Origin of the sequence: Acinetobacter brisouii, assembly GCF_008993995.1 — a bacterium.
Lineage (GTDB): Bacteria > Pseudomonadota > Gammaproteobacteria > Pseudomonadales > Moraxellaceae > Acinetobacter > Acinetobacter brisouii_A.
Genome location: NZ_BKNN01000025.1, coordinates 1 through 19,505, shown reverse-complemented (window position 1 = coordinate 19,505; position 19,505 = coordinate 1). Strand labels below are relative to the sequence as shown.

Here is a 19,505-nt window from a genome sequence, read left to right as displayed (position 1 = left end):
GCCCATCTAGGAGCGTTTCATGAAAAAACAACTGATCATTGCATTGGCATGCCTTGCACCACTTGCATTCACTGCATGTTCAAAAAAGTCAGAAGAAGCTAAAACTGAGCAAGCATCTGGTTCAGCACCTGCTGCTGCATCGGCAGATGACAAACCGACATCTCCAGAGCAACAAGCTCAAATTAATGCTTTGGATAAACCTGTACTTGATGAAAAGAATACAGACGTTCAAGATGCTGATGCACCTGCTTCTGAAGCAAAAGCTCAATGATTTGTTGATTTTTTAATAAAAGTCCCTGCCTATGCAGGGATTTTTTTTTAAATGATGTTTTTTGATGCTGAATTGCAATTCAGCAACATGTAGAATAAAGCCCACTACCTGGGAGGATACTATGGCTCTTATTTCGTTGCGCCAGCTCTTGGATCACGCTGCAGAACACAACTACGGCGTACCAGCATTTAACGTAAACAATCTAGAACAAATGCGTGCAATCATGTTAGCTGCAGATGCAACTAACTCACCTGTTATTGTTCAAGCATCTGCGGGTGCTCGTAAATATGCAGGCGCACCATTCTTGCGTCACCTGATTTTGGCAGCAGTTGAAGAATGGCCACATATTCCAGTGGTAATGCACCAAGACCACGGAACGAGCCCTGACGTATGTCAACGTTCAATCCAGTTGGGCTTTAGCTCAGTGATGATGGATGGTTCTTTGGGAACTGACGGTAAAACACCAACAAGCTATGACTACAACGTTGACGTAACCCGTCGTGTTGTTGCAATGGCACATGCGTGTGGCGTTTCTGTTGAAGGTGAAATCGGTTGTTTAGGTAGCCTTGAAACAGGTATGGCAGGCGAAGAAGATGGCGTAGGCGCAGAAGGCGTACTTGACCACTCTCAATTGTTAACTTCAGTTGAAGAAGCAACTCAATTCGTTGCAGATACCAATGTTGATGCCTTGGCAATTGCTGTAGGTACTTCACACGGTGCATACAAATTTACCCGTCCACCTACAGGCGACATCTTGGCAATTGACCGCATTAAAGAAATTCATGCGGCATTACCAAACACTCACCTTGTGATGCACGGTTCAAGCTCTGTTCCACAAGAATGGTTGAAAGTGATCAACGAATTTGGTGGTAACATTGGCGAGACTTATGGTGTGCCAGTTGAGCAATTGGTTGAAGCAATCAAACACGGTGTTCGTAAAATCAACATCGACACTGACTTACGTTTGGCTTCTACTGGCGCGATTCGTCGTATGATGGCAGAACAACCAAGTGAATTCGATCCACGTAAATTCTTTGCAAAAACGATTGATGCAATGAAACAAATCTGTGTTGACCGTTATGAAGCATTTGGTACTGCGGGCAATGCTGACAAGATTCGCCCAATTTCTTTAGAGAAAATGGTTGAACGCTATTAATTGAGTCTTTGACCCAATTCAATTTATCTGACAGCAATATTAGATAGATCAGTTAAGGAGCTCGTGATAGCTCCTTAATTTTTGGGTTGTATTGCCATAATTCAAAGTCAGTTCATTTCAACCACTTTTAATGGATTAAAAGACTGTGAGGTTGGCATTATTTCAATACGGTTGATGTTGATATGCACAGGCTGAGCTGCGACCCATGCCACTGTATTGGCAATATCTTCAGGCAAGATCGGATTTTTGTGGTCGTATAAATCTTTGACTTTTTCGGCATCTCCTTTAAAACGCACCAGAGAAAACTCCGTACCACCACATAGCCCAGGTTCAATATTACAAACGCGTACACCTGTACCCGAGAGATCTGCCCGAAGGTTTAAACTGAATTGTTTCACAAAGGCTTTAGTTGCACCGTAGACATTGCCCCCTGGATAAGGGTATGAACCTGCAATAGAACCGATATTAATAATCAAGCCTGATTTTTTATCCACCATATACGGCAAAACCAAATGCGTGATGCTGATCAGTCTTTTGATGTTGGTATCAACCATACTGTACCAATCTTCTAGGTCTGCTTTATCTGCGGATTCTAAGCCGAGCGCCAAGCCTGCATTATTGACCAGTAAATCAATATGACTGATTTGAAATGCTTGTGGCACAGCAGCCAAAGCTTCTTTTAATTTTTCAGTGGAGTCCGTCAAGTCGAAAGCCAACGGATAAAAGGATTGTCCCAGTTCTGCATGGAGCTGATTTAGATTGTCTATACGCCGTGCAACTCCAATCACGTTATAACCTGACTCAACCAACTTTTTCGCAATGTGATATCCAAAGCCTGATGAAGCACCCGTGATTAACGCTAACATATTTATATTCTCTATGGAGTTGAGTCCGTTGACTTGATAGATCAAGCAAGCTGTACTTTGCAGTTCAAGATAGAGAATTTAAAAGTTGTAAAACAGATACAGTTTTGATTAAAAATAAGATACAGTTTTTGGGCAAATCAGTAATTTTTAAAATGGACTGTAATATGGAATGGAATCCATAAAATTTAATTCATATTGTTTTTAAATCAATATTTTAAAATAATTTTATGTATTTCATAATCGTCATATTCTTTGGTAGAAAGATCAGTTACTTTGATTTTTCTTGGCATATAAATTGCTTTTTCGTACATCAGGGAAGATGGGTAAGTGTGTAAATTCTTGCATTATCTTCAATAAATTGATTGATCAGGGGAACTTTGATGAAAAGCTGGAAGAACAAACTATTAGTATCAACTACATTGTTGTTGACCGCATTCGGTACAAATGTTCAAGCAAAAGACTGGAAAGTTATTCGTTTTGGTACAGAGTCTTCTTATGTGCCATTCGAATACAAAGCACCAGGTAACAAATTGGTAGGCTTCGATGTCGATTTGGGGAATGCCATTTGTGCTAAATTGAAAGCAAAATGTGTATGGGTTGAAAACTCTTTTGATGGCATGATTCCAGCATTAAAAGCGAAAAAATTTGATGGTATTCTTTCATCAATGACCGTGACTGCTGATCGTTCTAAGCAAATCGCGTTTAGTAATAAAATCTATAACACGCCAACGCGTATGATTGCGAAAAAAGGCTCACCATTACTACCAACAGCGGCGTCTTTAAGAGGTAAACGCGTTGGTGTTCAACAAGGTACGATGCAAGAAAGCTATGCAAAAGCCTACTGGGCAACGCAAGGTGTGAATGTTGTACCTTATCCAAACCAAGAAATTTTGTATCAAGATATGATGTCGGGTCGTTTAGATGCCTCTTTGCAAGATGCATTGATGGTTGATGCGGGCTTCTTGAAATCACCAAAAGGCAAAAACTTTGGCTTTGCAGGTGGCAATGTGGTGGATGCCAAAACTTTAGGTGTAGGTGCGGCAATTGGTTTACGTAAGGAAGATGTAGACCTGAAAAATGACATTAACAAAGCTTTAGCACAAATTATTGCTGATGGAACATATAAAAAATTAGAGAAAAAATATTTCCCTTTCAGTATTTATTAATTCACAGAAGAGTGTCGGTCTAGTACCGACACTTTTTCTATGAGCTTTACTCTCATCACTATCAGATCGATTGTTTTTACTTGGAGAAGATGAGTATGTTTTTGTCTGGTTATGGTTCTGTGCTATGGGATGGCACTTGGATGACCATAAAACTTGCACTGTTATCGCTCTTACTCTCGGTGATTATTGGCTTAATTGGCGCAGTTTGTAAGCTATCTCGCATTAAAATGGTGCGATATGTGGCAACAGTGTATACCACCCTGATTCGTAGTGTTCCAGATTTGGTCATTATGCTGCTTCTATTCTATAGCCTTCAGCTTGGACTCAATTCAATTACTGACTCTTTGCAAATGGACCAAATCGATATTGATCCATTCGCGGCTGGTGTCATTACATTGGCATTTATTTATGGGGCGTATTTTACCGAAACTTTTCGTGGGGCATTTCAGTCTGTACCCAAAGGGCAAATTGAAGCTGCTTATGCTTATGGCATGACGCCATTTCAAGTGTTTCGACGAGTGTTATTTCCGCAAATGATGCGTTTTGCATTGCCTGGAATTGGCAATAACTGGCAGGTTCTGATTAAAGCGACGGCTTTGGTTTCGTTGATTGGGCTGACAGACATTATCAAAATTACCCAAGATGCAGGTCGTAGCACCATGCAAGTGTTTTATTTTAGTGTCCTTGCTGCAGCAATTTATCTTGCGATTACCACGGTTTCCAATCTCGTTTTGATGTGGCTTGAGCGCCGTTACTCTGCTGGCGTCAAAAAGGGGCAATTATGATTGAAATTATTCAACAATATTGGCAGCAATACCTGTGGACAGATGGCTTTCAAATGACAGGCGTTGCCATGACATCATGGCTGTTGGTACTGTCGATTGCGATTGGTTTTGTGTTGTCTATTCCTCTGTCGATTGCACGAGTGTCGAGTAATCCATTGATTCGTGGTCCAGTATGGCTATTTACCTATGTATTTCGTGGCACGCCATTGTATGTACAGTTACTGATTATTTATTCGGGGATTTATAGCTTTGATTTTGTGCATGATCATCAAGCTTTAAATGATTTTTTCCAAAGTGGTTTGAAATGTACTATTTTGGCATTTGCACTGAACACAGGTGCATATACCACTGAAATTTTTGCAGGGGCAATCCGTTCTATTCCTTACGGTGAGATTGAGGCTGCTCAAGCTTTTGGCATGTCGCCGTGGAAACGCTATACCCGCATTATTATTCCTTCAATGTTACGCCGTGCCTTGCCATTTTATGGCAATGAAGTCATTTTGATGTTGCACGCAACGACCATCGCCTTTACCGCAACTGTGCCTGATATTTTGAAAGTTGCACGCGATGTCAATTCAGCAACTTATGAAACGTTTAATGCTTTTGGGATCGCCGCAGTGCTGTATGCCTGTTTGGCTTTTATCTTGATTGGCATATTCCGCAAACTGGAAAAACGCTGGTCGGCATTTTTAAAACCATCGGATCATTAGGAGAATACAGATGGAAGATTCAGCAAAACTGGTGATTCGAGATTTATGTAAAACCTTCGGGGATAATGAAGTACTGAAAGGTGTTTCTCTCGATGCCAAAGCAGGCGATGTGATTAGTATTATCGGTTCATCGGGTTCGGGGAAAAGTACCTTCTTGCGTTGTATTAATTTTCTAGAACAGCCGAGTAATGGTTCAATCAAACTCAATGGTGAGAAGCTACAAACTGTTTTTGATAAACATGGCAACTTAAAAGCGACCAATCCTAAGCAACTGCAAAAAATGCGTACCCAGCTCATGATGGTGTTTCAGCATTTTAATTTGTGGTCACACATGACGGTTTTACAAAATGTGATTGAAGGCCCGATTCATGTACTGGGCGTGAAACGTGCGGAAGCAGAAGAACGTGCGCGTAAATATTTACGCAAAGTTGGTTTGAGTGAAAGCGTGGAAAATAAATATCCTGCATTTTTGTCGGGTGGGCAGCAACAACGGGTTGCGATTGCTCGTGCTTTGGCGATGGAACCAGAGGTGATGCTTTTCGATGAACCAACCAGTGCTTTAGACCCTGAACTGGTGGGTGAAGTCCTGAAAGTCATGCAAGGCTTGGCAGAAGAAGGGAGAACCATGATTGTCGTGACGCATGAAATGGGTTTTGCACGTCATGTCTCGAATCAGGTGATCTTTTTGCATCAAGGGAAAATTGAAGAGCAGGGTGATCCGAAAGAAGTCCTGACTCACCCGAAAAGTGAGCGTTTAAAACAGTTTTTGGAAGGTAATTTTAAATAAAAAATAGGAAGCAAAATCTGTGTGCATTTTGCTTCCTGCTTTTTTAAACAGCATCAAGCTGCTTAAAGTACACTGGCGATTTTATGGAAATGAGGTCGGCTACGAATACGCTCAATCCATGCTTCTAAATGTGGATGTTGTTGTTGATCTAAGCCCAAATTAAACCAGTGATGTATTGCAAGTCCCAAAGGAATATCAGCAACACCGAAATGTTCCCCAGATAAATAAGGTTGGCGTGCCAGTTCAGCATTAACAATATCCAGTAGTTTTGACAGTTTTTCTGCTGCGACTTCAACCGCAGCCAAATCGCGCTGATCTTCAGGTTGGCGCACCAAATTAAAAAATACCACGCCAAACACAGGCAAAACGCTGGTGATATACCAATCGAGCCACTTTTCCGCAGCAAAACGTGCGCGTGGTTCGGCAATCCATAAAGAGCCTTTGCCATAGACTTCGGTCAAATAACGCAAAATAATCTGCGATTCCCAAAGTGATGTGTGCTTAAACAGTTTGGGGTTTATGATTTTCAAAATTCCAAGAAACTAAATAAATGGCAAGTGCACATCGTGGCACGAGCAATAATGCTAATAGAAATGCGTGAAAGTCAAGACTTAGACAAAATGCACAGAGAGCATTTGGAAAACCACAGATGAACCCAATAATGACCAAAAAGCGATTGGTCTTTTTATTGGCAAGCCAATTTATGGTCATGGCTGCTAGAGATAAGATGGCAATATAGACCGAAAGCGGATAGATAAAGCCTTCAAATATTCCATCTGTTCTTATTGATCCAGACTCGTTTAATGCAAGAATAAAGAAGGGCATAATCGTTAACCATCCAACAATGGAAAAGGTTATTTTTTTTAGTTTGGGTCATTATTTTTTCCTCTAAGGATTAATTATTATATCTAAATATAAATCAAAATTTTGTAGAGATATATCTGTATTTAAAACAATCAATAGATCAAGAAATTGGACAAGCCGAGCACAAACGTGTATATCGGGGGGCAGAAAAATGGAGTGAATTTTATGCCCTCAAACTCGCAGCAGCATCCCCCTGCATTTTTATCCAAACAGCGCATTATTGCACGGACTGGATTTAACCGTTGGCTTGTACCACCAGCCGCTTTAGCGATTCACTTATGTATCGGAATGGCATATGGTTTTTCGGTATTTTGGTTGCCATTGTCTAAAGCATTAGGGATTAGCCAGTCGATTCCTTGTGTGCCCGATATTGGATTTTTTCAGCAACTTTTTGTGCATAGCTGTGATTGGAAAGTTTCTACGCTTGGCTGGATGTACACCTTATTTTTTGTACTGCTTGGAAGCTCTGCCGCAATTTGGGGTGGGTGGTTAGAACGGGTTGGCCCACGTAAAGCAGGTTTAATCAGTGCTGTCTGCTGGTGTGGAGGCATGCTCATTTCTGCTTTTGGCATTTATATCCATCAATTTTGGCTAATGCTGCTTGGTTCTGGTGTGATTGGGGGGATTGGTCTAGGACTTGGTTATATTTCGCCTGTCAGTACCTTGATTAAATGGTTTCCCGATAAGCGTGGGCTGGCAACAGGCATGGCGATTATGGGTTTTGGTGGTGGTGCGATGATTGGCTCACCTTTAGCCGTTGAACTCATGGTATATTTTTCAACGCCAACCAGTATTGGTGCAGTACAGACATTTGTTGTCATGGCGCTGATTTACTTTGTATTTATGGTCAGTGGTGCATTGGCATATCGTATTCCTGCACAAGGGTGGACGCCTGACAACTGGCAGCCTCAGCCGAAAAAACAGCAGTTGATAACTCCACATCATGTCCATGCCCGTAAAGTTTGGGGAATTCCACAATTTTGGTTGGTATGGATGGTACTGTGTATGAATGTTTCCGCAGGGATTGGCATCATTGGAATGGCATCTCCCATGTTGCAGGAAGTTTTTGCAGGGCAGTTAATCGGGCTACCTGATTTAAGTTTTCAGTCCTTAGATGATCAGCAACTCAAAAAAGTCGCAGCCATTGCCGCAGGTTTCACCGCATTACTGAGCCTATTTAATATTGGCGGGCGGATTGTCTGGGCAAGTCTGTCCGATAAAATCGGGCGTAAAGCAACTTATACGGTATTTTTTATTTTCGGTGGATTTCTGTATGCCAGTGTTCCATTTTTTGCCAATGCTGGCGAGAAGCTCTACTTTGTCGCTGCAATTTGTTTAATCATTAGTATGTATGGCGGTGGTTTTGCCACGATTCCTGCATATTTGGCAGACTTATTTGGTACGCAAATGGTGGGTGCAATTCATGGACGTTTACTCACGGCATGGGCAACCGCAGGGATTATTGGCCCTGTTGTGGTCAACAATATGCGTGATTATCAATTGGCTTTGGGAATTCCTGCTAGTCAGGTCTATAATCAGACCATGTTGATTTTGGTGGGTTTACTGGTTATCGGTCTAATCTGTAACTTACTGATTCGTCCTGTGGCTGCCAAGCATTTTATGAGTGCTGAACAACTGGCTGCTGAGCAGAAATTGATGCAAGATCGACAACACGCCGAAATACAAAATTTACATGCAGTGACCGATCAGCCTGTACAGATAACGCCTGTACTTTGGGTGGTTTTGGCGTGGATGGCTGTAGGTTTGCCATTGCTGTGGGGTGTTTATCGTACTTTGCTGAGTATGCGAGCATTTTTCTAAGATTGAAAAAAGGGCGGTTTTCACAATCGCCTTTTTTATGATGGATCGTGTACCACCCCCCCAAATTATCTCCCAATCATTAAAATGGATCTTCATACATGACTCTCATTTTCTTTGCGGCACTATGCAGTGTTGCGGTGTCGATTGTTTTGAAACAATTTAAACAACGTGATTATTCAGCTTTGCAAATGATTGTCTGGAACTATGTCACCGCAAGTCTTTTATGTTGGTTGTGGTTTAAACCCGATTTTGCTCATTTAAGTATTCATGATACGCCGTGGTGGCTGATTGGTGTGCTCGGTGTGTTGCTACCCAGTATTTTCTTTTGTTTAGCCAAATCTTTACAGTATGCAGGCATTATTAAAACTGAAGTGGCTCAGCGCCTATCGGTCGTTTTATCATTACTTGCAGCCTATTTTATCTTTCATGAGCAGTTTTCGAGTCTCAAATTATTGGGTGTAGCACTGGGTATTACTGCGGTATTGAGCCTGATTGTTGCCAAAACGCAAGCGACTACTCAAACACAAAGCAGCAAGGCGGGATGGTTCTTGGCAAGTGTTTGGGCTGGTTATGCACTGGTGGATATTTTATTGAAATACAACAGTAGCTTAGGTCAACAATTTGCGTTGAGCCTGAATTTGATGTTTATGGTGGCAGGTGTTGCATCTGCAATTTTTGTCAGTCTGTCTAAACTAGAGCAGTGGCAAGTGAAGAATCTGACTGCGGGTGTTTTGCTCGGTGTTCTCAACTTCGCCAATATCGCTTTTTATGTCCAAGCCCATCAATTACTCAAAGATGCGCCTGCGGTGGTTTTTGTGGTGATGAATGTCAGTGTTGTGACTTTAGGTGTGTTGAGTGGTTTGATTTATTTTAAAGAAAAACCAAATCAAATGACGATGATTGGATTGTTACTCAGTTTAATCGGTGTGGGTTGCTTAGCCATGAGTATGACTTAAGCTAAAATAGCCTAAGTCATATGGTTAAATTAAAGAATCGTAAACAACTCTGCTTTACTTAAGCGTGATTTTGGCAATTTGGCATTGAAATCTTTTTCACTGCGATAACCAAGCGTGAGCACGACAGAACTATGGAAACCTTGATTCACCAAGTCGAACTCCTGATTGACCGCAGCATCATCGAAACCACCGATTGGTGTAGCATCAATACCTAAAATCGGCGCAGCCAACAGTAATTCCCCTAGTGCAATAAAGGTCTGGGTTTCCATCCAGTGCTGAATATTGCCTTTTTCATTGCGATAATAGTCGATATAGCCTGCACGGGTTTCACGTTGTGACTGTTTGGTCGCTTCATCTTTAAAACGACCTGCAACATCATCTTGTGTGACCAAATGCTCCAAATATTCTTCCGTTACATCAGTACGAGTACACAGCACAATCGTATGGGATGAGTCGAGAACTTTAGGCGCATTATAGGCATATTTGCCCGTCATACATTTGGCAATACGCTGTTTGGCTTCAGGGCTTTGTGCCACAATAAAATGCCACGGCTGAATATTGATGGATGATGGCGCGAGGCGTAACACTTCAAGTAATAAATCGATTTGGTCTTGCGGAATTTTTTTATTTGGATCGTAAGCTTTCGTGGTGTAGCGTTGCTGGGTGAGATTGAGAAGATCCATATGCTATCCTGATTCGGTCATAATTCGGTTTTAACTCATCATTCGATAATATGTGGACATTCTCTCAAAACACAACAAATTTACCGTAAGAGAATGCGTGAAATTGTGTGAAAGATCTCTTTTTAGCACAACCTAAACCAAAATTTATAGCGATACATCCAAAGACTGGTTAGATATGCTGAAGTTGTATATTTTTTTGAATGCTCGACAACATACGCTTGCGAATCAAACCACTTACAGGTCGAATCAGATACCAATAGGGTCGAAAGCTAGACAATGCTTTCTGATCAACACAAAAAACACGCGTTTCAGTTGTGAGTTGTGTGTGCGTATCACTGATCTTTTCCGCGACAAAATGCAAGGTCAGCTTGGCTGAGCCTGATTCTGAAAATGCTAAAAAAGATGCTGCGTCAAGAATTGGCACTTGTCCATAATTAAGCTGCCAGAATTTTCCTGCCAAGCCCATCATCAATTCTTGCTGTTCGATGTGTTCTAATCGTGTGAAATTATCTAAACCGAAGGCTTGTTTAGAAATGCGTTGTTGCCCAGTGATTTTGTCAAGCAGTCTGATCGGCAGCTCTCTTAAGCCAATCGCCAATTTGAAAAAAGCGTCATCATCTCCCCGATAATTGAGTACTGCATGCATCACATCTGCTTGAGATGCTGCGATTTTTATCGAATGCGTTTCTATAAAATGATAGTGGGGTAGAAATTTATTGTTGATCGGCATTGTTTATTGAATTCATTTTTATGATGATTTGTTCTAATCATAGGGAGAAAAGTTGTAATCTGTCAAACCTCCAAAATCTCACCAAATTTGAATGAGGTATTTTAAGTAGCTCAATCACTTAAGTTTTTTGTAAGCAAACAACCTAATTGAGTTTATTGGGAATTATGCGGGTGTTGATAGTATATAATGTATTGAAAAGACAAATATGATTTATGGCATAGTAAGCTAAAGTAAGTCCTTTGAAAATCAATTTGTATATTGCTTAGACAAATATAATTAATCTCTTAAGACATACATCATTAAAATCGTTAGGGATTTTCCTAAACTTAGAGTGCTTATTAGACACTCTAAAATATTTATATGATCTCAAAGAAGAAAGAGACAATTCCCCTGTATTATAAGAGCAAGATGTTAGTCAGCTTAACTGATAGGTATTACAACTTTACGGGCTTATTTGTATCAAAATTTAAGACTTTAGACTGAGTTACAAAACTCTCTATTGCTAATTTCTCAACTAAGAAAAGCAAAAATAAAAATTCAAGATATTGAAAAATAACAATAATATTAAAAATAAAACAAGAAAATTTGGTGAAACTTCCATTTTTAATTATTTATTTAAATTATATGCTCATTTATATTTAAAATAATGTATAGACAGGTTTTTTGTTTTGCCTATACTTTGATCACCATTTCTAAAACCTATGGAGAACAAAAATGGTTATTGCTGGCTCTCAACCTGGAACAGGTTTCTATTTTTGTGTCCAATGCGGACATCGCGCTTACTTAGAAATTGGTACAGACCGTTTACCTCCGTGTACCAAATGCCTAGGCACCCAATTTAACGATAAAATTGCTTAAGGTTGCACAACATTAAAAACAGTTACCTTCTGTTTTTAAACATAAAGCCCGATGCATCAATCGGGCTTTCTACTATTTGGCTGTTTGTACTTGCAGATTTAAACTGACCTCATGCTAGCCATAAAAACCATCAACACTCAATCGCATTGACGGCTAAACCACCTTTCGAGGTTTCCTTATATTTCTCCGACATATCCTTGCCAGTTTCTTTCATGGTCTGAATCACTTTATCGAGTGAAATAAAATGTTCACCATCGTCATGGAGTGCCATTTGTGCCGCATTAATAGCTTTCACCGCTGCAATTGCATTGCGTTCGATACATGGAATTTGGACTAAGCCCCCAACAGGGTCACAGGTTAAACCTAAGTTATGCTCCAGACCGATTTCCGCAGCATGTTCCACTTGAGCAGGTGTGCCATCTAAAATTTCGGCTAGACCTGCTGATGCCATTGAACAGGCTGAACCGACTTCACCCTGACAGCCGACTTCCGCACCTGAAATAGAAGCTTGTAACTTACATAAAATACCGACTGCTGCCGCACTCAAGAAGAAACGTACAATTTTATCTTCGGACAAATCTTGCGAAAATGTCACGTAATAATACAAAACCGCAGGAATAATGCCTGCTGCGCCGTTAGTCGGTGCAGTCACCACACGACCACCTGCGGCATTTTCTTCATTGACTGCCAGTGCAAATAAGTTCACCCATTCCATTGCGGTAAAAGTCGTATCAATCAGGTTCGAATTTTTCTTTTGAATCAGTTGTTGATGAATTTTTTTGGCACGCCGTTTAACATTCAGCCCACCAGGAAGAATCCCTTCATTGTGTAGACCATTTTGAATACAGGTTTGCATCACCTGCCAAATATGCATAATTTTGCTGCGAATCTCCGCTTCACCACGCCAGCTTTTTTCATTTTCAAGCATCAGTTGGCTGACACTTAAATTATGCTGTTTGCAGAGTGCCAATAATTGTTTGGCTGTGCGAAATGGATAAGGAATTTCGGTTGTATCATCAACAACATTGCCTTGATGCGTTTGGCTTTCATCCACAATAAAACCACCACCCACAGAGTAATAGGTATTTTCATATACTGTCTGACCTTGTGTATCGTATGCCGTCAAGGTTATGGCATTGGGGTGGTAAGCCAATGGTTCATCAATAAAAATCACATCTTGAGCATAATCAAACGAAATTTGGTGTTCAGTACTGAGCTTTAAATTTTTTTGTTCTAATGCGGTTTTGAGTAAGTTCTCAGTCTGTTGAGTATCGATACTTTCTGGTTCAAATCCCATTAACCCTAAAATGGTGGCTTTATCTGTACCATGTCCGATTCCTGTAGATGACAGCGAGCCAAATAACTGTATTTTGAGTTTATTTACACTAGAAAGCTGTTGCTGGGTTTCAAGATGTTGACGAAATATGTAGGCGGCATGCATTGGGCCTACGGTATGCGAACTCGATGGCCCAACACCAACTTTAAATAAATCAAATACACTGAGTGCCATAGTTATGTCCTTATAACAAAAAGGGAGAAAAATACTTAAAAAGAAAATCTTAGCGTGAAAAAATCACAATACTAAACTTATGTGGCAATCACTAATATTATATTTATCTTAAATTTAACTAGGACGTATCCTCATTTGAAAAATTGGTTTTAAGGGTTTAAAAATGATTTGACCTCTTTTTATTTATATATTTGTCAATGGCACGTACTCTACTGGTAGTATTCTTAAACGTAACGAAAGTTAATCATTTGACTATAAGATTTCATGCTGGATATACACATCAATCTATAAGATGCTTTAAACTGATCAAAATGAAGATTTTGAGAGATCTAAATGTCTGCACCTAAAGACAAACCAACAAAAATTACGATGGATGAGCATAAGCAAAATATTGATTATATTTTTAATGAAGTTGGGTTTAGTTTTTTTGTACTGAAAAACTTTTTATGGTTTTTTTGGTGGTTAGATCTGGGATTATTACCCGTTAAAATCATAACTTATTTGTACTCAAATCATGCAACATGGTTGTCTTATGATTATGACTTAAAGAGTTACTCATGGCTAATGTTTGATCAAGCACCAACCTTAAGTTATATTGGCTGGTTGTGTATTGCATTGGCATTATCTAACCCTAAAACAATTCAACACATTTTTTATTGTGTCCCACTGCTTAAAATCAAAATTAGCCGAGATCTCTTAAATACTCAAACTTTGGTTTATGGCTTTTTTGTCGGCTTTTTGGCTTCGCATTTATCGAGTGTTTTGATGGATTTACCCGATATTTTTGCATCTAGTGCTATCAACTATATTCGTATTTTTTGAGTGGCTGTTATCAACAAAATATCAGATTTGTTTAAATACTTTGCAGAGGATTACACAAATCATGATCAGCAGTAGATAAAGCAGGTATTCGATCCAGTCATTTGTAGGGTCATTGAGTTTATATTGATACAGATAGTAACCTAGCAAGCTTAAGATGATTGTTATTACGATATTCATAGGCTGTATGTACAGCAGACAAATTGTAAAAATAGAGGGAGAATAATGTGCCATGTTCTCCCTTGTGTTTTTATAGAGTCAAATGGATAAGGTAATCTTTTAACACACCTGCTGATTTTGACATGAGTTCAGAAGCATATTTCTGGTTGTCTTGGCGTAACTCTGGAATGCTGATATTGGCTTTACGTAGCTCACAGGTATGACCAATTAACCATTTTTCTAGATCATCTTCTGCTACTTCAATATGAAATTGCAAGGCTAAAATGTTCTGTCCAATTTTAAATGCTTGATTTGGGTAAAGCGCAGAGCTTGCTAGCAGTTCAGCTTGGGTGGGTAAGTCAAAGGTATCTCCATGCCAATGTAAAACAGCAGTATCTCCCAGTGTTGTTAATGGATTATTGGCAGCTTGAGATAAAGTCAGAGAACTCCAGCCAATTTCCTTCGTATGTCCAGCATAAACAGGAGCACCTAGAGCATGAGCAATCAGTTGTGCGCCTAAACAAATGCCTAAAGTCGGTTTATTGGCTACAAGGCGCTCTCTGAGTCCTGTGATTTCATCAGTTAAAAATGGATAATCATCTTGCTCATAGACACCAATCGGCCCACCTAAAATCACAACTAAGCCATCGTAAGCAAGTGCTGTTGTTAAATCATCTACGCCAGCATCAAAGTAACGAACACGATAGCCATATTGATAGAAGACATCCTCTAGAGCACCTAAATCTTCAAAGGCAAGATGCTGGATGGCATAGATCGTTTTGGGTAAGCTAGAATTTAAATTTATTGTCATGATTTAAAAAATGACTGAGTAAACTTAAAACATAACGAATCATGAGAAAAAATCAAGGGGCTTAAATAGGATTATTTCAAATAAAAAAGCCAACCTAAATCAAACAATCCATAATCGTATGTATTTAAGTTGGCTTTGAATAAAAAATACAGCGAACGAGGGTTCGCTGTAGAGTGTAGCAATACGCTACAAAAGGCTAAATTAGAAGAAACCTAACGCTTTAGTTGAGTAGCTCACCAACAAGTTTTTAGTTTGTTGATAATGGTTCAACATGTCTTTATGGTTTTCACGACCGATACCTGAACGTTTGTAACCACCGAACGCTGCATGAGCAGGGTAGATGTGGTAACAGTTTGTCCAAACACGACCCGCTTCAATTGCACGACCTGCGCGGTAAGACGTGTGTGCTGAACGAGACCATACACCTGCACCTAAACCATAGATGGTGTCATTTGCAATTTTCATTGCATCATCAAAGTCTTTGAAAGTGGTTACAGACAATACAGGTCCGAAGATTTCTTCTTGGAAAATCTTCATGCTGTTGTCGCCTTTGAAGATTGTTGGTTCGATATAGAAACCACCTTCAACATCATGACGAGGAGAACCACCTGTCAACAATTGAGCACCTTCGCTGCGACCTGTTTCGATGCAACCCAAAATTTTATTTTGCTGTTGAACAGAAGCTTGAGCACCGATCATGGTATCTGTATCAAGAGGATGACCTGTTTTGATACGTTTTACACGTTCAATCGCTTTTTCCAAGAATTTGTCAGCAATGCTTTCTTGAACAAGTGCTCGAGAAGGACAAGTACAAATTTCACCTTGGTTCAATGCGAACATTGCAAAGCCTTCAAGTGCTTTGTCTAGGTAGTCATCTTCTTGATCCATAACGTCTTCAAAGAAGATGTTTGGTGATTTACCGCCAAGTTCAAGCGTTACAGGAATAATGTTTTCTGTTGCATACTGCATGATCAATTGACCTACAGCAGTAGAGCCTGTGAATGCAATTTTTGCAATACGTGGGTTAGTTGCCAATGGGCGACCTACTTCTGCACCAAAACCGCTCACGATGTTCAGGATACCTGGTGGAAGAATATCTTGGATCAATTCAATAAGAACCAAGATACTTACAGGTGTTTGCTCAGCAGGTTTCATGACGATACAGTTACCTGCCGCCAATGCTGGTGCAATTTTCCATGCTGCCATCAAGATTGGGAAGTTCCAAGGAATGATTTGACCAACTACACCGAGTGGCTCATGGAAGTGGTAAGCGATGGTATCTTCATCGATTTCAGAAATGCCGCCTTCTTGTGCACGAATACAGCCTGCAAAGTAACGGAAATGGTCAATTGCCAGTGGAATATCTGCTGCCAATGTTTCACGAATTGGCTTACCGTTATCCCAAGTTTCTGCTACGGCAAGAACTTCAAGATTTTCTTCTAAACGGTCAGCAATTTTAAGCAACAAGTTAGAACGAGTTGTAGGAGATGATTTATTCCATGAAGCTTTTGCTTTATGTGCAGCATCTAACGCAAGCTCAACATCTTCAACAGTTGAACGTGCAACAGTTGTGAAAACTTTACCATCGACTGGAGAGCTATTTTCAAAATACACACCTTTTACTGGTGGAACCCACTCACCACCAATAAAATTTTCATACTGAGATTTAAATTGAACTTTTGAACCAGGTTGATTAGGATCAATATAGCGCATGTGAAAATTCCTTTGCTTTATTTTATATCATCTAACAAAAGCATACTGCTTCTGATAAAGTACTTCTGGTACATTACGGATATAATAATAATCATAAATTAGGTTGGAAAAAGGTTGGAGTATTCCAAACATACCAGGGATATACAAATGTTTACGAAGAAAGACTTATCGCACCATCGCGGTGCGATTGAGCAGTTAAGGCAGAGCCTCACATGGTCACCTCAACAAGCTCAAGAAATCGGTCAGAGTATTATGAGCTCTTGGCAACGAAGCATTTCTGCGTGCATTCCTAGAGAGCGCACGGCTGCGCCATTGGTTGAAAATACCTCATTTAAGGGTATGACGACCTTAACTTCGGCTTTACAGCGTTGTGAGGCTGAATTACGCCATGTCGCACGGCAATCTTCAATGGTGCTGGCGATTGGTGATGTTGGTAGTACCATTGTTTGGACAGCAGCAAGTCGTGAAATGCAGGATCAAGCCGAGCAGGTACATTTTGTGTCTGGTGGTAAATGGAGTGAAGATGCAGTAGGGACAAATGCATTGGCACTTTCTTTGAAAACTCAGCAGTCATGTTGTGTGTTCTCAAGTGAGCACTACATGGAATCGGTGCATGATTGGGTCTGCTATGCGACACCAATCGTTGATCCATATTCACATCAGCTCTTGGGAGTTGTTGATTTATCAACCATTTGGAAAAATCATAATACTTTAGGTGTGCTCGCTGTTGAACGTTGTGCTTCGATTATTCAATCTGCACTTCTTGAACAACAAAAACAGCGTTTATACATTCGTACATTTTCAGTTTCACAGGTCTTGTTTAATGGTAAGGTCTTGGTGCTGACACCGCGTCAGTTTGAAATTATGACGATTTTGGCACTCTGTCCGCAAGGTGTAAATCTAGATAAATTGCATAATGCTTTGTATGGCGAACGTAAGGTTAGTATGGGGACACTCAAAGCCGAGATGTCTCAGTTGCGTGATTTACTTGGTGGTATGCTTGGATCGCGTCCGTATCGCTTGCTTGCGCAAGTTGAGGCAGATTTCTTGCAAGCAGAGCAGGCGCTCGATGCGGGTTACTTAGAATCGGCTTTAAGCTTGTATAAAGGCGTATTTTTAGCAAAAACTGAAAGCCCATTTTTATGCGCTTGGCGAGATTGTTTGGAGTCACGTTTAAGCGACGCAATTTTTAAAGCAAAAAATACTGATACATTGCTGAAACATATCGCACATGTGCCTGATGCGATTGATGCGGTGGAGCGCTTAATTGAGTTGCTACCTGAGTCACATCCAGCGCATCAAGTATTGGAAAAATATAAGGATGCTTAATTTAAAATAGCAAATATAAAAATCTGATTTTAAAAATAAAAATTATAATACTTCTGCGTTGCATTTTGCGTCGCAGTTTTATTCTGTCTAACAAATACCAATAAAAAAAACTTCTCACAAAGTGAACTCTGTGAGAAGCCTACATGGAGAAAAGTTAAAACCTATGGTTTAAATCATCAAAATTACAAAGCAGCTTTAAAGATATCAACTACTTGAGCATGCGTTGCTTTACGTGGATTCGTTAACATACACGCATCTTTCTGAGCATTTTCAGCCATAATTGCAAGATCTTCAGTTTTCACACCAAGTTCAGTTAAACCTGAAGGAATACCGATTGAAGCAGATAATTGACGGATTGCAGCAATTGCAGCGTTCGCAGCTTCAGTAACAGTTAAACCGTGAGTATTTACACCCATCAATTGCGCGATACGTGCATAACGATCAGGGCAAGCAATTAGGTTGAATTCACAAACGTGTGGTAGAAGTACTGCGTTACATACACCGTGAGGTAGGTTGTAGAAACCACCTAATTGGTGAGCCATTGCATGCACATATCCTAAAGATGCGTTGTTGAATGCCATACCAGCAAGGTATTGTGCATAGCTCATTGCATCACGCGCTTCAAGGTTTTGACCATTTGCAACAGCAGGGCTTAACCATTCGCTAATCATTGCAATTGCTTTTTCAGCACATGCATCAGTAATCGGGTTTGCAGCAGTAGACACATAAGCTTCAACAGCGTGAGTCAATGCATCCATACCTGTTGCAGCAGTTAAGCTTGCTGGTTTTGCTAGCATTAACTTAGGATCGTCAATCGCGATAAGTGGAGTACAACGCCAGTCAACGATCGCCATTTTAACGTGAGTATCAGTGTTGGTAATGATACAGAAACGAGTCATTTCTGAAGCAGTACCTGCTGTTGTGTTGACTGCAATAAGCGGAGTCATTGGAACAGTACTTTTGTCGATACCTTCGTAGTCACGGATATGACCGCCACCCGCTGTAACAAGACCAATACCTTTAGCACAGTCGTGTGAAGAACCACCACCTAGTGATACAATAAAGTCACAACCATTGTCAGTGTATTCTTTTACACCGTTGTGAACGTTAATGTCGGTTGGGTTTGGTTCTGCACCTGGGAAGATGTGGCTTTCTACGCCAGCGTCTGTTAAATATTGAGCAATCGTGTCAGCTACACCAAACTTAAATAAACCTTGGTCAGTTACGATTAATGCTTTTTTTGCACCTAGGTTTTGAGCTTTTGTGCCAATTTCTTTAGCACAACCTGGTCCAAATAAAGATACGCAAGGGATGTAAAAACCGTTAGTTTGGTCAGCAATATTTTTAAAAGCCATGGAGCGATTCCTTCTTCCATTATTCCATTATGTTTTTCTAGGCGATCATGTTCACCATGAGCTTAGTATTGTTAGCTCCTTAAAAATTTCCTACCTACCAAATACCTACCAACTTTTTTTAAAAACAGTTTTTTGATTAAGGTGTTGTAATTAAAT

At 40.2% G+C, this 19,505-nt stretch carries 20 protein-coding genes; 11 read left to right on the top strand and 9 right to left on the bottom strand.

Annotation, left to right across the window (positions count from 1 at the left end; all coding sequences use genetic code 11):
- The first annotated feature begins 19 nt into the window (after positions 1-19).
- On the top strand, positions 20-271 hold the full coding sequence (locus GBN19_RS07945) for a hypothetical protein (RefSeq protein WP_151777753.1): 252 nt from the start codon (positions 20-22) through the stop codon (positions 269-271).
- A 121-nt stretch (positions 272-392) separates the two neighbouring features.
- Positions 393-1,427 (top strand): class II fructose-bisphosphate aldolase, encoded by a 1,035-nt coding sequence (gene fba, locus GBN19_RS07940; RefSeq protein ID WP_151710667.1) that lies wholly within the window; start codon positions 393-395, stop codon positions 1,425-1,427.
- Between the two features lie 107 nt (positions 1,428-1,534).
- On the opposite strand, the gene GBN19_RS07935 is transcribed toward fba, so the two are convergent.
- Complete coding sequence (locus tag GBN19_RS07935) at positions 1,535-2,293, bottom strand: SDR family NAD(P)-dependent oxidoreductase (protein ID WP_151777752.1); 759 nt, start codon at positions 2,291-2,293, stop codon at positions 1,535-1,537.
- 380 nt (positions 2,294-2,673) lie between these two features.
- Between GBN19_RS07935 and GBN19_RS07930 the strand changes: the two genes are divergently transcribed.
- From GBN19_RS07930 to GBN19_RS07915, 4 genes are all read left to right on the top strand, one after another.
- Positions 2,674-3,459 (top strand): ABC transporter substrate-binding protein, encoded by a 786-nt coding sequence (locus tag GBN19_RS07930; protein ID WP_151777751.1) that lies wholly within the window; start codon positions 2,674-2,676, stop codon positions 3,457-3,459.
- 95 nt (positions 3,460-3,554) lie between these two features.
- Positions 3,555-4,244, top strand: coding sequence for an ABC transporter permease (locus GBN19_RS07925; protein ID WP_151710664.1), 690 nt, complete (start codon positions 3,555-3,557; stop codon positions 4,242-4,244).
- The gene (locus tag GBN19_RS07920; protein WP_151777750.1) at positions 4,241-4,954 is read left to right on the top strand and encodes an ABC transporter permease; all 714 of its coding nucleotides are present in this window, start codon (positions 4,241-4,243) and stop codon (positions 4,952-4,954) included. Before GBN19_RS07925 ends, GBN19_RS07920 begins: the two co-directional genes overlap by 4 nt.
- Before the next feature lie 10 nt (positions 4,955-4,964).
- Complete coding sequence (locus tag GBN19_RS07915) at positions 4,965-5,741, top strand: ABC transporter ATP-binding protein (RefSeq protein WP_151777749.1); 777 nt, start codon at positions 4,965-4,967, stop codon at positions 5,739-5,741.
- A gap of 62 nt (positions 5,742-5,803) precedes the next feature.
- Here GBN19_RS07915 and GBN19_RS07910 read toward each other — a convergent pair whose 3' ends face one another.
- Together GBN19_RS07910 and GBN19_RS07905 are read right to left on the bottom strand one after the other, a co-directional pair.
- Positions 5,804-6,211: a glutathione binding-like protein gene (locus GBN19_RS07910; RefSeq protein ID WP_228271236.1), complete on the bottom strand. Its 408-nt coding sequence runs from the start codon at positions 6,209-6,211 to the stop codon at positions 5,804-5,806.
- Positions 6,212-6,242: 31 nt separating this feature from the next.
- On the bottom strand, positions 6,243-6,566 hold the full coding sequence (locus GBN19_RS07905) for a hypothetical protein (RefSeq protein ID WP_151710660.1): 324 nt from the start codon (positions 6,564-6,566) through the stop codon (positions 6,243-6,245).
- A 204-nt stretch (positions 6,567-6,770) separates the two neighbouring features.
- Between GBN19_RS07905 and GBN19_RS07900 the strand changes: the two genes are divergently transcribed.
- Both GBN19_RS07900 and GBN19_RS07895 read left to right on the top strand, forming a co-directional pair.
- Positions 6,771-8,426 carry an OFA family MFS transporter gene (locus GBN19_RS07900; protein WP_151777747.1) on the top strand — a complete coding sequence of 552 codons (1,656 nt, stop codon included), beginning with the start codon at positions 6,771-6,773 and terminating at the stop codon, positions 8,424-8,426.
- 98 nt (positions 8,427-8,524) lie between these two features.
- Positions 8,525-9,382 (top strand): DMT family transporter, encoded by an 858-nt coding sequence (locus GBN19_RS07895; protein ID WP_151777746.1) that lies wholly within the window; start codon positions 8,525-8,527, stop codon positions 9,380-9,382.
- A 29-nt stretch (positions 9,383-9,411) separates the two neighbouring features.
- Here GBN19_RS07895 and nfsB read toward each other — a convergent pair whose 3' ends face one another.
- Complete coding sequence (nfsB, locus tag GBN19_RS07890; RefSeq protein WP_151777745.1) at positions 9,412-10,065, bottom strand: oxygen-insensitive NAD(P)H nitroreductase; 654 nt, start codon at positions 10,063-10,065, stop codon at positions 9,412-9,414.
- A gap of 169 nt (positions 10,066-10,234) precedes the next feature.
- A complete protein-coding gene (locus GBN19_RS07885) occupies positions 10,235-10,711 on the bottom strand; it encodes a hypothetical protein (RefSeq protein ID WP_228271235.1) in 477 nt (158 codons plus the stop codon).
- A gap of 798 nt (positions 10,712-11,509) precedes the next feature.
- Between GBN19_RS07885 and GBN19_RS07880 the strand changes: the two genes are divergently transcribed.
- Positions 11,510-11,653 (top strand): zinc ribbon-containing protein, encoded by a 144-nt coding sequence (locus GBN19_RS07880; protein WP_151711057.1) that lies wholly within the window; start codon positions 11,510-11,512, stop codon positions 11,651-11,653.
- Between the two features lie 130 nt (positions 11,654-11,783).
- Here the strand turns inward: GBN19_RS07880 and GBN19_RS07875 are convergent, their stop codons facing one another.
- A complete protein-coding gene (locus GBN19_RS07875) occupies positions 11,784-13,163 on the bottom strand; it encodes an L-serine ammonia-lyase (RefSeq protein WP_151777743.1) in 1,380 nt (459 codons plus the stop codon).
- Between the two features lie 333 nt (positions 13,164-13,496).
- On the opposite strand from GBN19_RS07875, the gene GBN19_RS07870 reads away from it, so the two are divergent.
- Positions 13,497-13,985 (top strand): hypothetical protein, encoded by a 489-nt coding sequence (locus GBN19_RS07870; RefSeq protein WP_151777742.1) that lies wholly within the window; start codon positions 13,497-13,499, stop codon positions 13,983-13,985.
- Positions 13,986-14,232: 247 nt separating this feature from the next.
- Here the strand turns inward: GBN19_RS07870 and GBN19_RS07865 are convergent, their stop codons facing one another.
- Positions 14,233-14,952: a glutamine amidotransferase gene (locus GBN19_RS07865; RefSeq protein ID WP_151777741.1), complete on the bottom strand. Its 720-nt coding sequence runs from the start codon at positions 14,950-14,952 to the stop codon at positions 14,233-14,235.
- 201 nt (positions 14,953-15,153) lie between these two features.
- Positions 15,154-16,665: an acetaldehyde dehydrogenase ExaC gene (gene exaC, locus GBN19_RS07860; protein WP_151777740.1), complete on the bottom strand. Its 1,512-nt coding sequence runs from the start codon at positions 16,663-16,665 to the stop codon at positions 15,154-15,156.
- A 147-nt stretch (positions 16,666-16,812) separates the two neighbouring features.
- Here exaC and GBN19_RS07855 point away from each other — a divergent pair, with 147 nt between their 5' ends.
- Positions 16,813-17,994 carry a helix-turn-helix domain-containing protein gene (locus tag GBN19_RS07855; protein WP_151777739.1) on the top strand — a complete coding sequence of 394 codons (1,182 nt, stop codon included), beginning with the start codon at positions 16,813-16,815 and terminating at the stop codon, positions 17,992-17,994.
- Positions 17,995-18,176: 182 nt separating this feature from the next.
- On the opposite strand, the gene mdh is transcribed toward GBN19_RS07855, so the two are convergent.
- Positions 18,177-19,349, bottom strand: a complete 1,173-nt coding sequence (mdh, locus tag GBN19_RS07850; RefSeq protein WP_151710852.1) for an iron-dependent methanol dehydrogenase — start codon at positions 19,347-19,349, stop codon at positions 18,177-18,179.
- Between the last annotated feature and the right edge of the window lie 156 nt (positions 19,350-19,505).

Bases quoted from the DNA above. Each gene is read 5' to 3' on its own strand.
- GBN19_RS07945 (WP_151777753.1), top strand. From the start codon at position 20: ATGAAAAAACAACTGATCATTGCATTGGCATGCCTTGCACCACTTGCA.
- fba (WP_151710667.1), top strand. From the start codon at position 393: ATGGCTCTTATTTCGTTGCGCCAGCTCTTGGATCACGCTGCAGAACAC.
- GBN19_RS07935 (WP_151777752.1), bottom strand. From the start codon at position 2,293: ATGTTAGCGTTAATCACGGGTGCTTCATCAGGCTTTGGATATCACATT.
- GBN19_RS07930 (WP_151777751.1), top strand. From the start codon at position 2,674: ATGAAAAGCTGGAAGAACAAACTATTAGTATCAACTACATTGTTGTTG.
- GBN19_RS07925 (WP_151710664.1), top strand. From the start codon at position 3,555: ATGTTTTTGTCTGGTTATGGTTCTGTGCTATGGGATGGCACTTGGATG.
- GBN19_RS07920 (WP_151777750.1), top strand. From the start codon at position 4,241: ATGATTGAAATTATTCAACAATATTGGCAGCAATACCTGTGGACAGAT.
- GBN19_RS07915 (WP_151777749.1), top strand. From the start codon at position 4,965: ATGGAAGATTCAGCAAAACTGGTGATTCGAGATTTATGTAAAACCTTC.
- GBN19_RS07905 (WP_151710660.1), bottom strand. From the start codon at position 6,566: ATGCCCTTCTTTATTCTTGCATTAAACGAGTCTGGATCAATAAGAACA.
- GBN19_RS07900 (WP_151777747.1), top strand. From the start codon at position 6,771: ATGCCCTCAAACTCGCAGCAGCATCCCCCTGCATTTTTATCCAAACAG.
- GBN19_RS07895 (WP_151777746.1), top strand. From the start codon at position 8,525: ATGACTCTCATTTTCTTTGCGGCACTATGCAGTGTTGCGGTGTCGATT.
- nfsB (WP_151777745.1), bottom strand. From the start codon at position 10,065: ATGGATCTTCTCAATCTCACCCAGCAACGCTACACCACGAAAGCTTAC.
- GBN19_RS07885 (WP_228271235.1), bottom strand. From the start codon at position 10,711: ATGCATGCAGTACTCAATTATCGGGGAGATGATGACGCTTTTTTCAAA.
- GBN19_RS07880 (WP_151711057.1), top strand. From the start codon at position 11,510: ATGGTTATTGCTGGCTCTCAACCTGGAACAGGTTTCTATTTTTGTGTC.
- GBN19_RS07875 (WP_151777743.1), bottom strand. From the start codon at position 13,163: ATGGCACTCAGTGTATTTGATTTATTTAAAGTTGGTGTTGGGCCATCG.
- GBN19_RS07870 (WP_151777742.1), top strand. From the start codon at position 13,497: ATGTCTGCACCTAAAGACAAACCAACAAAAATTACGATGGATGAGCAT.
- GBN19_RS07865 (WP_151777741.1), bottom strand. From the start codon at position 14,952: ATGACAATAAATTTAAATTCTAGCTTACCCAAAACGATCTATGCCATC.
- exaC (WP_151777740.1), bottom strand. From the start codon at position 16,665: ATGCGCTATATTGATCCTAATCAACCTGGTTCAAAAGTTCAATTTAAA.
- GBN19_RS07855 (WP_151777739.1), top strand. From the start codon at position 16,813: ATGTTTACGAAGAAAGACTTATCGCACCATCGCGGTGCGATTGAGCAG.
- mdh (WP_151710852.1), bottom strand. From the start codon at position 19,349: ATGGCTTTTAAAAATATTGCTGACCAAACTAACGGTTTTTACATCCCT.